We start from the raw sequence: 13,052 nt of genomic DNA, 5'->3' as shown, positions 1-13,052 counted from the left end.
TACGCAAATCGTTTTTTATTGCCAGCCAAATCCGCCAAAGTGTGCATCACTTTCCACTTACGGGTAACTGCGATGATTGCCATTCTCGCCGATGATCTTACCAGCGCGCTCGACGGCGCGGCCCCGTTCGCCGCACGCGGACTGAACGCCTGCGTCATGCTGCGCCTGCCCGATGCCGCGTTGCAGGACGCGGAGATCGTCGCCTTCGATTTAGATTCCCGCTTCGTTTCGCCGGAGCAGGCGGAGCGGCGTTTTCGCCATGCCGCCGCCTGCGTGAAACCGGCGCGCCTCATCTACAAAACGGTGGATTCCACGCTGCGCGGCAATCTGGGGCCGGAAACGCGCGGGGCGCTGACGGGCAGCGGGCGCCGTCTCGCCATCGTCGCGCCGGCCTTCCCGGATGCCGGCCGCACCACGGTGGGCGGCCGGCAATACGTCGACGGCGTCGCGCTGGAGCAGACCGCCTTTGCGCGCGATCCGAAGAACCCGATCGTCACCGGCTACGTCATGGAGCGCATGGCGGGGCTGGAGCCGACGCGCTTTCAGGTATTCGACGCCGCAGACAACGGCGAGCTGGATGAGGTCGTGAGGCGGATCGGCATTGCCGAACCGGTGGTGTGGGTGGGATCGCCGGGCCTGGCGGCGGCGCTGTCGCGTGCGTTGTCCTCGGAGGAGAACGCGCCGCCCGCTCAACCGCCGCTGCGAGCCCGCAAGGTGCTGGTGGCGATTGGCAGCCTGCATCCGGCGAATGACGCCCAGCTGGCAAGCCTGCGGCAGGCGGGCGCGGTGCTGGTCACGCTGCCGGAAGCGGCCGATCCCGAGGCGGTAGCGCAAGAGGTGCGAGCGGCGTTTGCGCGTGCCGATGTGGTTTGCCTGATGTCGCCCCGGTCGCGAGCGGCCGCGGCGGATCATGCCGCTGCGCTGGGCGCGGTCGTCAGCCGTTGCACGCCCGCCTTCGACGGGCTGGTGGCGACCGGCGGCGATACCGCGCGGCGCATCGTCGACGCCATGGCGGCCGGCTCATTGACGCTGTTCGGTGAGGTGGAACCCGGCGTGCCTTTCGGGTTGTTAAATCTGCCGGGCCGCAGGCTGCCGTTCGCCACCAAGGCGGGCGGTTTTGGCCGGGCTGCCACGTTGTTGAACTGCGTAACCCGGTTGCGCGCTGACCGAGAAGGAGAAGAACGATGACCCTTTCCACCTTGCCGCTGGCGATAACCATGGGCGATCCCGCCGGCATCGGGCCGGAGATCATCGCCAAACTGGCGGCCACAGAGCGGTTGAGCACGCCTTATGTAGTGATTGGCGATGCCGGTGCCCTGGCGCGCGCGGCGGCCAGTCTGGGGCTGACGCTGCACATCCGCGAGCTGCCCGCCTCGCTGGCGGGATGGGACGAAGCCTGGATGCGGGGAGAAACCGCCGTCTATTCCGCCGGCGTTGCGCTGCCGGCGGACTTGCCCCTCGGCAGGCTCGATAAGCGCGCGGGCGCGGCGTCTTATGCCTGGGTGGTTGCCGCCATCGATCTGGCGTTGGCGGGGCGTATCGCCGGCATCGTCACCGCGCCGTTGAACAAGGAGGCGATGCGCCTGGCGGGGATCGATTATCCGGGGCACACCGAGATCCTGGCGGCGCGCTCGGGCACCCAGGACTTCGCCATGATGCTGGCCAACGACGAGCTGCGGGTGATCCTGGTTTCCATTCACGTTTCGCTGCGGGACGCCATCGACGCGGCGACCGTGGAAAACGAACTGCGCGCGTTTTATCTGGCGCAAACGGCCTGTCGGGCGCTGGGCATAGCGAAACCGCGCATTGCGGTGGCTGGCCTGAATCCGCACGCCGGGGAGAACGGCCTGTTCGGCCGCGAAGATCTTGACGTCATCGTGCCCGCCATCGCCCTGGCGCGGGAACAGGGGGTGGACGTCAGCGGCCCCTGGCCCGGCGATACCGTTTTCATGCGCGCCCGGCGCGGGGAGTTCGACATTGTGGTCGCCCAATATCACGACCAGGGCCTGATCCCGGTGAAATATCTCGGGGTGGATCACGGCGTTAACGTCACCGTCGGCCTGCCGTTTATCCGCACCTCGGTCGACCACGGTACGGCGTTCGATATCGCGGGCAGCGGACGGGCGGAACACGCCAGCCTGCTGTACGCCTTCCGGCAGGCGGAAAAAATGTTGCACGCCCAATAACTCATATCACCTGAAGACAATAAGGAAACACCATGCACACACCCGAGTTTATTTTCATGCTGACGCGCAACGACAGAACGGTGCCTGATGCGCAAGCGCGGCTACCAGAGGTGCTGGCTGCCGGCGTGAAGCATATCGGCTTTAAGGATATCGGCCTGCCGCTGGATCAACTCAAACAGTTGGCGCAGGCGATCCACGCCGGTGGTGCCACCGCTTATCTGGAAGTGGTTAGCCTGGATGAGGACAGCGAGATGAATTCGGCGCGTGCGGCGCTGGCGTTGGGCGTTGATGTATTGATGGGGGGAACGCGGCCGGAAAGCGTGCTGCCGATCATTCGTCAGTCTGGCCTGCGCTACTATCCGTTTGCCGGCCGCATCAGCGGCCACCCCAGCGTGCTGGAAGGTGACATCGAAGACATTGTCGCCAGCGCCCGCCAGCGCGCCGCTTTACCGGGCGTGACAGGGCTGGATCTGCTGGCCTACCGCTTTGCCGGCGACGTGCCGACGTTGATTCGGCGGGTGTGCGATGCGGTCGACAAACCGGTTTATATCGCCGGGTCTATCGACCGCGAAGATCGCATCGCCGCCGTGGTGACGGGCAATGCGGTTGGCTTCACCGTCGGTACCGCGGCGCTGGACGGCGTGTTTCCCGCCGACAAGCCGGGGCTGACGGCGCAAGTCAACGCCGTGAAATGCCTGATTGGCAATGTGATCCGCAAACTGTAACGCTTCTCCATCCGGTTCTTTCCACGGCGATGGGGCGGTTATCTCATTCGTTGAATCATTAATTTGTATGGCTTCTCTTTTTAATGCTCTAGCGAGCAGGCACGCCCTTGGGCGCTCGCCGACGTTTACCCGGCAAAACAGCGTAATTGCCGCCAGGTTCAATATATATATAGAGGGAGTGAAAAATGAGTAAAGGGTTAGGGAGTGCCGTTGTGGCGGTGAGCCTGTTGTTAACCGGCTGCGATACCTTCAGCCTGCTGCGCGATCAAAAGATCGCCGAGGCCTTTCACGTCGGCGCCGACAAGCGCTCGGTCAGCCGGGATTTCGGCGCGCCGATCGCCACCCGGCCGACGCTGAACGGCCAGGGCGTGTGCCACGACTATAACCACCGCTTGCCGAACGGCACCGTGACACCGTTCTACGTCGGCTTCAGAAACAGCGACGGCAAAGTGGTGGCCTTTGGCTCCACCACCTGCGGGGAAGCGCAGGCCAACGGCAATCTGAACAGTGATGAACCTATCAAACAGCGGTTCTAAACGGGCGTTGCTGCGCCGGCCTGGGCCGGCGCAGCAAAAGCAGCCCAGCAACGTCGGGTGTGCCATTTTTCTTTTTCTCTATATCCCTTCTGATTCTCCGCCAGACCTTTATCTGAGATTTATTTTCCTATGGCGTTTGCCAGACGCCGCTGCCGAAAAACGCCACTGCATGAATTTCCTCCACCGGGTGTTACGGTGTGAACAGCAAGACAACAAAGCAATCTTTGCTGAATTGTGCTAGTTTTTCGAACATTCACGGACATGCAGTGACCTGCAAGATAAGGATATCCAATGCGTTATCGTTCGCTAAATCTCGGCGAGGTGACAAGGAAAGGGGCCGGAACGCCGCCCCAGGGAAGCGACGTACGGGCTGGTACCGTATGAAGCTGCTCTCTCTCTTTTCTGAACACACGGCGCCGGAAAGTTTCTCCCGGATACTCACCCCGACACAAGCGCGCCATGAGCTGGAACGGCATTATCTGTTCGGCGGCGCAGCCGGCATATCGATAAGCAGCCGGTATTCCATAACCCGCAATACTCAATCCGGTATTGGCGTCACCGGTTATCGTGAGGACGCGGCTGTGAAGCGCAGCGTGTTCGATGATCTCAACCGGGGCGGTTTGCTGGCGATTGATGAGGAAATAGGCGCCTGGACGCCGACCAAATACGCGTTTTACGTTGACGCGGAAGGCCGATTACAGCGCTATCCCGGCAGCTCTCTTCCTGCCTTTTATCCTACAGGGCGCGTGATCGCCCGCTATGAAGAAATGGTCAGCCGCTATGGCCGGCGGGCAAAACCGACGGTGCTGCCGGCGAGGCAGAATACGACCCGGAATCCCCCTCTGCAGCAAGCCATCGCTACCGCAGTGGCAACCGTTGCCGCCACGGTACAGGCCATTCGTCCGATGACCAAGGCAGAACGCTGGCAAGAACGCCAGTACCTGATAGGGCGAGGCAACCGCAGCATTTACCCGGATGCGCGCATGGCGGCACAGCGATTGGCGGAGAACAACGTCGCGGTCGAAAAGGCGAAGTTGGCTGAGAATGTTTACAAGACCACTAACCCGCTCAAGGACACGATAGACATCCCTGAGGGCTGGAAGGACATCAGTAACAATGATGGGGCGCTGGGCCGGCTTGGTTTGAGCAGTAACATGCTTTATGACAAACCAATGAATCCTGACTTTTTAGCCCGAGTTTATCAGCCAGACGAAAGTGTCTTTGGCAAGGCGATGAACCCGACGGTGGTATTCCGCGGATCGCGGGCACCAGAATTCCCGGAGGGAATAAGCCGCGCAACCCAAAAAGCCTTAATAAGGGGTGACTTATCAGGCATTAAAAATCTCAGTGACTGGAAAAACAACGGTGCTCAGGGAATAGGGCTTAATTCTGAATACTACAAAAAAGCGGTTGGTATTGGCGATAAAATTTCAAAGGTATCCAATATCGACGTTGCAGGTCACTCATTAGGCGGTGGCATGGCGTCTGCTGCCTCCATGGCCAGCGGCAAGCCAGCTTGGACGTTTAATGCCGCTGGATTGCATGCGGGAACCGTAGAAAAATACGGCGGCTCTATAATAGGCAGTGTCGATAATATTCAGGCGTATCGCGTGAAAGGGGAGCTGTTGACCAAGCTGCAGGAGGTTGATTTGTGGGAGGATGCCAAAGACCTCAAATTTTATCCGCCGGCGGTGATGGCGAAAGAACGGTTGTCCATGTTGGCGCCTGACGCCGTGGGAGTAAAACACACGCTTTCCGGTGGAACAGGCTCACTGCTGGATAAGCACGGTATAGACCAGGCGATACAATGCATTGAAAATGAAAAAGACGATGACATTGCCACAATCAAGGGAAGAATATGAAAAAACTTATTCTCATTATCACGATGGTAGTGTCTACGCTCATCATGCAGGGGTGCGAAAAAGGTATGGATTTACAACCGCAGGATTATTTTGACGGTCAGCAATTGGACATTGCCAAAGCCATTTATGATGGTGACAGGCCGCAGTTGGATAAACAGTTATCATCAGTAAACAAAGAGATCTTAAATCGTCCAGCTAAGGAAGAAATGACCTTATTGTTCTGGGCAATAAACAATGCCATCTATGATAAAACCACACCTGAAAGGCTGAAAATTATCACTGATTTGGTAAAAGCCGGCGCAGATCCTTTACAGCCTCAACCCAACACGCCAGGTAGCCCAGCTGAATTTGTTATGAAAGCGGATAAAGGTATCTGGATACAGGCTATGTTAGAGGGCGGACTTTCTCCAAATGCTAGGGATAAGGTTCATAATCAACCCATTATATTTAATAGCATCTTTGCAAAAAACACAGAAACATTAGAGGTCATGTTGGAGCATGGTGCTGATATAAATATAAGAAATTCACTGGGTGATACGCTGCTCATCGATGCTTTAGACTATCACTCCTATGACCACGTCATTCTTCTTTTAGAAAAAGGTGCCGATAGCGATATAAGAGGCAACTCGGGTTGGACGATGGGTAATCAACTGCAACGGCTGATTAATAGGAGTCAGGACGGCAGTGAGGCGAAAGCGTCTCTTGAGCGCATCAAAGACGAGCTAATTAAGCGTGGCGGGAAATGGCCGCCTGCTCCTGTCAGTAAATAAGCTGTTCTCAGTATCCCAAGGGTGTAGAGGGATACTGATACGGTAATAAAGCAAAGTTGGGCCGTGGTTATGTTAAAAATGGAGATGGCATGAGGCACAGCACTCTTATCATTATCATGTTGCTGTCGATGCTCATGATGCAGGGATGCGAACAAGGTAGGGATCTACAACCACAGGATTACTTTGAAGGTAAGCAGCTGGACATCGCCAAGATCATCTACGAGGGTGACAGGCAAAAGCTGGATAAGGTTTTACCGACGGTAAGCAAAGAAACGTTAAATCGGCCGGCCAAGGCGGAGATGACGTTATTATTCTGGGCGATAAATAACGCTATCTTTGACAAGAACACGCCAGAGCGGCTCAAGATCATTACGGCTCTGGTCAAGGCGGGAGCAGACCCACTGCAGCCAAGAGCTGAGGGGGGGAGTAGCCCAGCTGAATTTGTTATGAAGGCAAATAAGGGAATCTGGATAAAATCCATGTTAGATGGGGGGCTCTCTCCTAATGCAAAAGATAAAATCAACAATAAGCCAATTATATTTAAAAGTATTCTTGCGAAGAATACAGAGACATTAGAGGTCATGTTGGATTATGGTGCGGATATAAATATAAGAAATTCACTGGGTGATACGCTGCTCATCGATGCTTTAGACTATCACTCCTATGACCACGCCATTCTTCTTTTAGAAAAAGGTGCCGATAGCGATATAAGAGGCAACTCGGGTTGGACGATGGGTAATCAACTGCAACGACTGATTAATAGGAGTCCGGACGGCAGTGAGGCGAAAGAGTCTCTTGAGCGCATCAGAGACGAGCTGATTATGCGTGGCGGGAAATGGCCGCCTGCTCCTGTCAGTCAATAAGCAAACCCGAAGTGGTGGGATGCTAAGATCAACCTAATAGGTAGCCGACAGCGACGAGAGTGCTGTTGTTAAGTACCGTTTGTGACGCTATCTCTTTGAACAGTGGCGAATCCACAAGCAGCGTTTCTACGTTGAAACCGGCGCATCGAAATGGATGCTGGCGTCCACGCTCAAAGATAGGATGCTTTATGCCTGACGGCGAGGTAAGTGGCAGCGGCCATAGGAGTCTGTTTCAGGCAACAAAAAACCCGATTTCCTAACTACAATAATAAAATCAATAAGTTATTTGTTTTATAAAGAGTTTTTATACCGATGAAGGGGGAGGAAATACGGGGATTGCCAACCTATGCCGCCACTTTGTCGCCACCTGGCATAGTCGCCAGCGGATTGAATTGTAGGGCGGTTTCGAGGTGCTCGGGCGCAAGGTGAGCATAGCGCATTGTCATCTTAATATCATGATGGCCGAGGATGCGTTGCAATACCAGAATGTTGCCGCCAGACATCATAAAGTGCGCCGCAAAGGTATGGCGTAGCACATGGGTTAGCTGGCCTTTGGGCAATTGAATGCTGGTGTTTTCGAGCGCGGCCATAAAGCGAAAATAGCATTCGCTGAATAGACGATCATCACCCCGAGTTATCAACTTCTTGTACAGTGCTTTACTGATCGGAACGCTGCGGTTCTTTTTGCCTTTGGTTCGGATGAACGTGATTTTATGCGGTGTTATCTGTGACCGGGTGAGATTTTCCGCTTCTCGCCAACGAGCGCCGGTGCTGAGACACACCTCGACTACAAGCGGCAAATCAGAATCGCCTCTACTGCAGGCTGCTAACAACTCAGTGATTTGTGAGTGCGTCAGCCACGCCATTTCCTTTTCTGCGACGGTGAACTTGCGCATGTTCTCTAACGGATTGGGTTGGTTCCATTCGCCAAGCCGGGCCAACTCGCTGAACATACCGCTTAGGTAGCTTTGTTCAAGATTGACGGTTACGGGTTCTGCACCGTTCTTCCACTTCTCGGAAAAGTAGATTTCACCGGACAAACGCTTATCACGATAATGCGCGAAGTCTTTTGCGGTGAAGGTGGTAGCAGGGGGATCGCCCAGAGCTTCAATTACAAGGCATAGTTTTTTGTAGGTACGTTCACCAGCGGTGAGGGATTGGCCGTGCAGGTTGTACCAAAGTTTGGCAACCTCACTGAGCTTGCGGCGATCGACCGCTTCGCCTAACCACGGCTTATTGTCTACCTGCTCCATAGTGAAGCGTTCAAACGCTAAGGCTTCACCTTTGGTTGCGAACTGCTTACGTACCCTGCGACCTTCACGGCCAGCAGGGTAGCACTCACATAACCACTTACCGGATGATTGTTTGCGAACTGCCATTATGCCCCTCCTTTCAAAATTGAGGGGTATTTAACTGTATATAAAAACAGTGGTCAATGTTTGTAGTAGCCGTAACATACATACTTGTTGCTACACAACTTGCTCTAAAATCGACATTGTTTTATTCAGACTTGGTGAGTTTTGGCGCGCTCTTTCAATTGACCAGGATTCATTAACGAATTCTTTGAGTAAACTATTATAAGATATTCCTACCTTTGCAGCACTGCCTGCCTTGGGGGGAATGCCTGCTCTAGCCACAGCATTTTTAGCCGATTTTGCTAGGTTCACGATTTTCTCTTTTGGGTCAAGCAACTGATCTGGATTATTATCTATCTTATCTTCAGAAATCCGTAAGAACTGACTTAGGCCTACCTTATCAGCTAATATCCAGCTTTCAACTTCCCTGACAGGAACAGAAAATAATAATTTTTCCTCGCGGTGTCTTATTTTCTTATATATCTCTTCCAGGAAAACGTCCTCAGACGCTTTTAAATCTAAATCCAACATGATCATGACGTGATGGATTCGAGATAAAGCGTTATATTTTTCAATGTTTTTGATAATGTTTCCGCAGCCGTCACTCCTCCCTAATTTATTTACTAGCCTGAACTTATTAAGCGATAAGATAATCTTTGTTAGAGTTGTTTCACTCAAAATATCTTCACTAGCAAGAGAAATATCCACCATAGGTCATGCCTTAACTATTTTTTCAATGTTTTCCGGTGAAGTTAGTGGTAACATCACCTCGGCAGGAGAGAATCCTGCGGACATAGTGTTGAGCTCATCGATATTAGGGTGTCTTGCTTCTGTACCATTACCAGTAGGGTAAAGCAGAATGATACTGTTGCCATCTATATTATTGTTAAGCAGAGCAGGACTGTGCGTACTTATAATTACCTGCTTCTGGTTTCTTGCACCACGGAGTGTATTCTCCATAATCTCAGGAATATATCTTACTATTTCATTATTAAGAGATAATTCTGGCTCCTCCATTAAGAGAAGTTGTCTTTTTTCTAAAAGAGCCCAAACTAACCCGATTAACCGCAATGTTCCATCAGAGAATTGGTCTTCTCTCTGCCAGCCTGCATTAGGTCTCCAGTGATTGTAACGAGCCTCTAAATGAGGCATGCCTAGTTTATCTCGTTCAAATTTCAACTCACTAAACTGAGGCACTGCTATAGATAAGCTTGATTGAATTTTTCTCAACCATGCATCACGCGTTTTTGCTTGAACAGATGCTAATCGATCCAAGAAACCTTGTCCAAATGGGTCATCCTCGATTTTACTAACACCTATTTCATTTGCATACTTAAGTAACTGAGGTACCAAGTGTAAATATGTTACCGATGAAAAGAAATCCGAGATATCCCTAAAGTTTTTGTTTGCTAATATTTGTTCCAAATGCGTTTGAGTTAATTGCAATGGATCTTTTTTATCATTTTTATCCGGACGAGTAATGACTATGTCATCATCTCTCTTAACGTTTTCTTTTGTTATGGTGATTAATTGCTTACCCTTGCCTTGAGCTTTGAATGCTAATTCATAAACCCATTTAATACCATCATCCTCCAAAAATAGTGTAATACTAACTTCAGTGTCAGAGCGAGCCTGTAGGCATCTTAACTTTGTGATACCACCTCGATCATCGACTGCTTTCTGTAGTCCGCCTCCTGATTTTGCAATATCCTTCATAAAGCGAAAGACATCAAGAAAATTTGATTTACCTACGGCATTTGGACCAATTATATAAGTCCTATCCATAAGATTTACATCTATGTTTCTAAAGTTTTTCCAATTCTTCAACTTTAATCTTGTAATGTTCATTGTGAACCACCGTTAAATAAGAATGTGCCAATCACTTTGTAAACATATTCAATTTCATTCTTCGAGCATTCGAAAGGAGATTTTCCCGCCTCAACTCGAACCCTATCACTTGGTAGAACAGTAATTTCTCTCACGCTTACTTTGTTATCAAAACTGATAATCCATTTCCCATCTTGAATGGATTCAAATTTCTTTTCAGACAAATATAAAACATCTCCATCTGCAATAATGCAGACCTCACCATAATTAGAAGGGAGAAATGCTTTATCAAACAATAGGAAACTTGAGTCAAACAATTCCCCTTTGATGATTTTTTTCTTTGGCAATGCTACTACATCAGTTTGCAGGTTTTCGAATTGAACACCTTCACCTGTTGCTAACCATTGCAAAGAAACCCCCGTCTCTAATGCGCATTGAATGACCCAGTCTGATGGGAATGAGTCCCGCATATAACGGGTGGCGAGAGTGCTTTTTGATACACCTAACTGCTCGCAAAGGGCTTGACGGGTACTGAAGCCATAAGCCTCAACCATCCTTTCTATCGCTCCGCGGCCACCTTTTACCAAATCCATAGATTTCACCATGTGAACTTTTGTGTTGACGATTTCATTTGGTGATCTTATAGTTCGCATGATTTCAAAATGTGAACCATCACTATTCGTCACTGATAAACACTGTTAAACAGGGGATGTTGCATCATGCGACCTAACATTTCAATCACTCTGATCACACCTCACGTCACGATAGAGCGTTACAGCGAACTTACTGGTTTGGCTGAAGATACTATAAATGACATGTTGGCCGATGGGCGTTTGCCCCGTCATCGCCTGCGTAAAGATAAAAAACGCGAAAAAGTCATGATCAACATTGCGCAGTTGACCGTTGATGCTCTCTCAAATTGTGACATTGCTACTGCATAGTTCGATTTTGCGTTAGGGGGAGGGAAACCGCTATGTTTGATTACCAAACGTCTAAACACTCACACTTAAGCAGCGCTTGCCGCCGATTCGCTCAGGCACACAACCTGGCAGAGTTGGCCCCGGCGCTGAATGTCTCGTCGCAGGTGCTACGCAATAAGCTGAACCCGGAGCAGCCGCACGAACTGACGCTTTCCCAGTTGGTGACGCTCACCGCGATCACTGACGATGCGGCAATCCTTGATGGCCTACTGGCGCAACTTAATTGCTTGCCGGCGGTGCCAACCAACGAGGCAAAGCCCAACAGCTTGCCTACTCACACGTTAAGCGCCACTGCGGCGATCGGCGCTATCGCCGGCGAAACCGCATCCAATGCGCCTATGACGCAATCCCGTAAAAACGCCATTCTCGACCGTGCCAACCAGGCAATTCGTGATCTGTCGCTGATCGTCGTGTCGGTAGAAGCGCGTTTCCAATCTACGCCAGTGCTGGCCGCTGCTGTTGATGTGTTCAACACCTGCGCGCCGGCGTTCGGCATGAGCTGAGGTAACTACATGAAAGCTTTTGCGCAATACCTGAAAAGACAATCACCGGCCCCGCAGCTGGCCAGCTTTGGCCACGGTTGGATTGAGCTGCCGAACGGCCAGCGCTGGCAGCCATGCGCCAGCCGAGTGGTGTTTTCAGGGGATTCCGTTGCACCAGGTAAGCAGGCCAAGCGCCGCCCCTGGTGGTTCCGCTTGATGGGTATGAGGGGGTAACGATGGCGGATAACAACTATTGGTTGGCCAAAATCCGCGCCCAGGTTTGCCCCGAACATTCAGAGGCCGCCGACTTTTGGAATGGCCTATCACCAGAGTGGCGCGGCGTAGTGATCCACGCTGCGGCGCTGGAAGGGAGGGAGGAGTTAAAAGCCAGTTTGAGCAATTGCCTTTGGCGCGAGCTGTTCGAGCGGCTACCCCCTCAAGCAATCATGCAGATTCGTGCCGGCATCCAAAAGGCGCGGAATGTGTTTGGTGGGTTTGGATCTCTGCGTGAATCGGACTTTCAGCGGAAGGGAACGCGCCGAAATATGAAGGAGCATCACCCGGTGCGCAAGCAAGTGGAAATGGTGGCAGCGCCGCACATTATCAGGATTTTAGAGCAACAAGAAAGCCTGCAAGGCCAGGCAGAGGAAATGTAAACATGAAAGTGATCGCAGTTGAAAAGCAGGGGCTTATGGACGATTTGGCCGCTTGGGGAGTAGCGCCGAACTATGCCCGCTTTTTCCTGGCCAAATGCCAAGAAGTTGATGGCCTTGTTGCCCTGGAACCGTTTGTTTTCAATGACTCCATGCATTTGACCAGCCCTTACCAGTGGTTTGCCTCCAATGCGGCGTTTTGGTGCCGCGCATACCGTGAAGCTGGCACCGCCGAAGAACAGGCGGAAACCCTGGCATCTATCCGCGCCCTGTTCTATGTGGCGGGGATGTTGGGCCAGGGCAGCATTACCGCGCTGATCCTCCAATGGTGGTCGGCAACCTATGAGCTGCACCGCCTGCCAGCGCCAAACGTTTCCCCTGCTGACTCGCTGATTTTTCGGGATGGCAGCGCGTCACGCTTTATCGATACAACTACCGGCCAGCGCCGACACTAAAACCCATTAATCACAAACGCCCCACGGCTTCCACCTGGTAGCCGGGGGATTCTTTTTGCCCAAATCGGAGAAAACACCATGCCAACTATCGGCCAAGACATTAGCAACCGCGCCGCGCGCGCCTCCATGAAACATGCGCTCGACTTGGCGCGCCGCGAGGCCCAGGCGGATGCCGCCGTGAAGTTTTCCGGTCACTTAGACCGTATGGCCACCGCGATGGCCAACCAAGAGTTATCCGCCGTTGAGATCGTGGAACTGCTGCGCCAGGACGCTGAGAAATGGAAAAACGAGGGGCTCTCATGTGCTGGGTACTGTTGATCGGCGGCTTTTGCGCCGTTTGGGTGTGGATGGGGCGCGC

At 52.5% G+C, this 13,052-nt stretch carries 17 protein-coding genes; 13 read left to right on the top strand and 4 right to left on the bottom strand.

What is annotated here, in order from left to right; genetic code table 11:
- Positions 1 to 18 precede the first annotated feature (18 nt).
- The 7 genes from ACJ8PE_RS16110 to ACJ8PE_RS16080 all read left to right on the top strand — a co-directional run bounded on the left by ACJ8PE_RS16110 (position 19) and on the right by ACJ8PE_RS16080 (position 6,942).
- A complete protein-coding gene (locus tag ACJ8PE_RS16110) occupies positions 19 to 1,188 on the top strand; it encodes a four-carbon acid sugar kinase family protein (RefSeq protein ID WP_197652069.1) in 1,170 nt (389 codons plus the stop codon).
- Positions 1,185 to 2,186: a 4-hydroxythreonine-4-phosphate dehydrogenase PdxA gene (gene pdxA / locus ACJ8PE_RS16105; RefSeq protein WP_197761386.1), complete on the top strand. Its 1,002-nt coding sequence runs from the start codon at positions 1,185 to 1,187 to the stop codon at positions 2,184 to 2,186. Before ACJ8PE_RS16110 ends, pdxA begins: the two co-directional genes overlap by 4 nt.
- 32 nt (positions 2,187 to 2,218) lie before the next feature.
- On the top strand, positions 2,219 to 2,911 hold the full coding sequence (locus tag ACJ8PE_RS16100; protein WP_197761388.1) for a hypothetical protein: 693 nt from the start codon (positions 2,219 to 2,221) through the stop codon (positions 2,909 to 2,911).
- Between the two features lie 185 nt (positions 2,912 to 3,096).
- Positions 3,097 to 3,447 carry a hypothetical protein gene (locus tag ACJ8PE_RS16095; protein WP_197793184.1) on the top strand — a complete coding sequence of 117 codons (351 nt, stop codon included), beginning with the start codon at positions 3,097 to 3,099 and terminating at the stop codon, positions 3,445 to 3,447.
- A gap of 380 nt (positions 3,448 to 3,827) precedes the next feature.
- A complete protein-coding gene (locus ACJ8PE_RS16090; protein ID WP_197793185.1) occupies positions 3,828 to 5,309 on the top strand; it encodes a phospholipase in 1,482 nt (493 codons plus the stop codon).
- Positions 5,306 to 6,079, top strand: coding sequence for an ankyrin repeat domain-containing protein (locus ACJ8PE_RS16085; RefSeq protein ID WP_060440307.1), 774 nt, complete (start codon positions 5,306 to 5,308; stop codon positions 6,077 to 6,079). The genes ACJ8PE_RS16090 and ACJ8PE_RS16085 overlap by 4 nt, the downstream gene beginning before the upstream one ends.
- Positions 6,080 to 6,168: 89 nt before the next feature.
- The gene (locus tag ACJ8PE_RS16080) at positions 6,169 to 6,942 is read left to right on the top strand and encodes an ankyrin repeat domain-containing protein (RefSeq protein ID WP_197793186.1); all 774 of its coding nucleotides are present in this window, start codon (positions 6,169 to 6,171) and stop codon (positions 6,940 to 6,942) included.
- A gap of 344 nt (positions 6,943 to 7,286) precedes the next feature.
- Here ACJ8PE_RS16080 and ACJ8PE_RS16075 read toward each other — a convergent pair whose 3' ends face one another.
- The 4 genes from ACJ8PE_RS16075 to ACJ8PE_RS16060 form a co-directional block, all read right to left on the bottom strand.
- Positions 7,287 to 8,321 (bottom strand): phage integrase, encoded by a 1,035-nt coding sequence (locus ACJ8PE_RS16075; protein WP_342097275.1) that lies wholly within the window; start codon positions 8,319 to 8,321, stop codon positions 7,287 to 7,289.
- A gap of 90 nt (positions 8,322 to 8,411) precedes the next feature.
- The gene (locus ACJ8PE_RS16070) at positions 8,412 to 9,008 is read right to left on the bottom strand and encodes a hypothetical protein (RefSeq protein WP_342097276.1); all 597 of its coding nucleotides are present in this window, start codon (positions 9,006 to 9,008) and stop codon (positions 8,412 to 8,414) included.
- Between the two features lie 3 nt (positions 9,009 to 9,011).
- Complete coding sequence (locus tag ACJ8PE_RS16065) at positions 9,012 to 10,145, bottom strand: AAA family ATPase (protein WP_342097277.1); 1,134 nt, start codon at positions 10,143 to 10,145, stop codon at positions 9,012 to 9,014.
- On the bottom strand, positions 10,142 to 10,717 hold the full coding sequence (locus ACJ8PE_RS16060) for a phage repressor protein CI (RefSeq protein WP_342097278.1): 576 nt from the start codon (positions 10,715 to 10,717) through the stop codon (positions 10,142 to 10,144). The genes ACJ8PE_RS16065 and ACJ8PE_RS16060 overlap by 4 nt, the downstream gene beginning before the upstream one ends.
- A 126-nt stretch (positions 10,718 to 10,843) precedes the next feature.
- Between ACJ8PE_RS16060 and ACJ8PE_RS16055 the strand changes: the two genes are divergently transcribed.
- From ACJ8PE_RS16055 to ACJ8PE_RS16030, 6 genes are all read left to right on the top strand, one after another.
- Positions 10,844 to 11,065 (top strand): regulator, encoded by a 222-nt coding sequence (locus ACJ8PE_RS16055; RefSeq protein ID WP_100396482.1) that lies wholly within the window; start codon positions 10,844 to 10,846, stop codon positions 11,063 to 11,065.
- 32 nt (positions 11,066 to 11,097) lie between these two features.
- A complete protein-coding gene (locus tag ACJ8PE_RS16050; RefSeq protein WP_442536820.1) occupies positions 11,098 to 11,607 on the top strand; it encodes a phage regulatory CII family protein in 510 nt (169 codons plus the stop codon).
- Between the two features lie 9 nt (positions 11,608 to 11,616).
- Positions 11,617 to 11,820, top strand: a complete 204-nt coding sequence (locus ACJ8PE_RS16045) for a phage filamentation protein Fil family protein (protein WP_047730024.1) — start codon at positions 11,617 to 11,619, stop codon at positions 11,818 to 11,820.
- A gap of 2 nt (positions 11,821 to 11,822) precedes the next feature.
- Positions 11,823 to 12,242 carry a hypothetical protein gene (locus tag ACJ8PE_RS16040; protein WP_442536819.1) on the top strand — a complete coding sequence of 140 codons (420 nt, stop codon included), beginning with the start codon at positions 11,823 to 11,825 and terminating at the stop codon, positions 12,240 to 12,242.
- A 2-nt stretch (positions 12,243 to 12,244) separates the two neighbouring features.
- Positions 12,245 to 12,694: a hypothetical protein gene (locus ACJ8PE_RS16035; RefSeq protein ID WP_413713041.1), complete on the top strand. Its 450-nt coding sequence runs from the start codon at positions 12,245 to 12,247 to the stop codon at positions 12,692 to 12,694.
- Between the two features lie 78 nt (positions 12,695 to 12,772).
- Positions 12,773 to 13,012 (top strand): DUF2732 family protein, encoded by a 240-nt coding sequence (locus ACJ8PE_RS16030; RefSeq protein WP_060437277.1) that lies wholly within the window; start codon positions 12,773 to 12,775, stop codon positions 13,010 to 13,012.
- The last annotated feature ends 40 nt before the right edge of the window (positions 13,013 to 13,052 follow it).

Source organism: Serratia sp. CY74737 (genome assembly GCF_052166775.1).
Taxonomy (GTDB): domain Bacteria; phylum Pseudomonadota; class Gammaproteobacteria; order Enterobacterales; family Enterobacteriaceae; genus Serratia; species Serratia ureilytica.
Note: the sequence above shows the minus strand (reverse complement) of the source record. Positions and strands in the feature narration are given on the sequence as shown.

Bases quoted from the DNA above. Each gene is read 5' to 3' on its own strand.
- ACJ8PE_RS16090 (WP_197793185.1), top strand. From the start codon at position 3,828: ATGAAGCTGCTCTCTCTCTTTTCTGAACACACGGCGCCGGAAAGTTTC.
- ACJ8PE_RS16080 (WP_197793186.1), top strand. From the start codon at position 6,169: ATGAGGCACAGCACTCTTATCATTATCATGTTGCTGTCGATGCTCATG.
- ACJ8PE_RS16035 (WP_413713041.1), top strand. From the start codon at position 12,245: ATGAAAGTGATCGCAGTTGAAAAGCAGGGGCTTATGGACGATTTGGCC.
- ACJ8PE_RS16030 (WP_060437277.1), top strand. From the start codon at position 12,773: ATGCCAACTATCGGCCAAGACATTAGCAACCGCGCCGCGCGCGCCTCC.
- ACJ8PE_RS16065 (WP_342097277.1), bottom strand. From the start codon at position 10,145: ATGAACATTACAAGATTAAAGTTGAAGAATTGGAAAAACTTTAGAAAC.
- ACJ8PE_RS16055 (WP_100396482.1), top strand. From the start codon at position 10,844: ATGCGACCTAACATTTCAATCACTCTGATCACACCTCACGTCACGATA.
- ACJ8PE_RS16070 (WP_342097276.1), bottom strand. From the start codon at position 9,008: ATGGTGGATATTTCTCTTGCTAGTGAAGATATTTTGAGTGAAACAACT.
- ACJ8PE_RS16050 (WP_442536820.1), top strand. From the start codon at position 11,098: ATGTTTGATTACCAAACGTCTAAACACTCACACTTAAGCAGCGCTTGC.
- ACJ8PE_RS16095 (WP_197793184.1), top strand. From the start codon at position 3,097: ATGAGTAAAGGGTTAGGGAGTGCCGTTGTGGCGGTGAGCCTGTTGTTA.
- ACJ8PE_RS16075 (WP_342097275.1), bottom strand. From the start codon at position 8,321: ATGGCAGTTCGCAAACAATCATCCGGTAAGTGGTTATGTGAGTGCTAC.
- ACJ8PE_RS16100 (WP_197761388.1), top strand. From the start codon at position 2,219: ATGCACACACCCGAGTTTATTTTCATGCTGACGCGCAACGACAGAACG.
- ACJ8PE_RS16085 (WP_060440307.1), top strand. From the start codon at position 5,306: ATGAAAAAACTTATTCTCATTATCACGATGGTAGTGTCTACGCTCATC.
- ACJ8PE_RS16045 (WP_047730024.1), top strand. From the start codon at position 11,617: ATGAAAGCTTTTGCGCAATACCTGAAAAGACAATCACCGGCCCCGCAG.
- pdxA (WP_197761386.1), top strand. From the start codon at position 1,185: ATGACCCTTTCCACCTTGCCGCTGGCGATAACCATGGGCGATCCCGCC.
- ACJ8PE_RS16060 (WP_342097278.1), bottom strand. From the start codon at position 10,717: ATGGATTTGGTAAAAGGTGGCCGCGGAGCGATAGAAAGGATGGTTGAG.
- ACJ8PE_RS16040 (WP_442536819.1), top strand. From the start codon at position 11,823: ATGGCGGATAACAACTATTGGTTGGCCAAAATCCGCGCCCAGGTTTGC.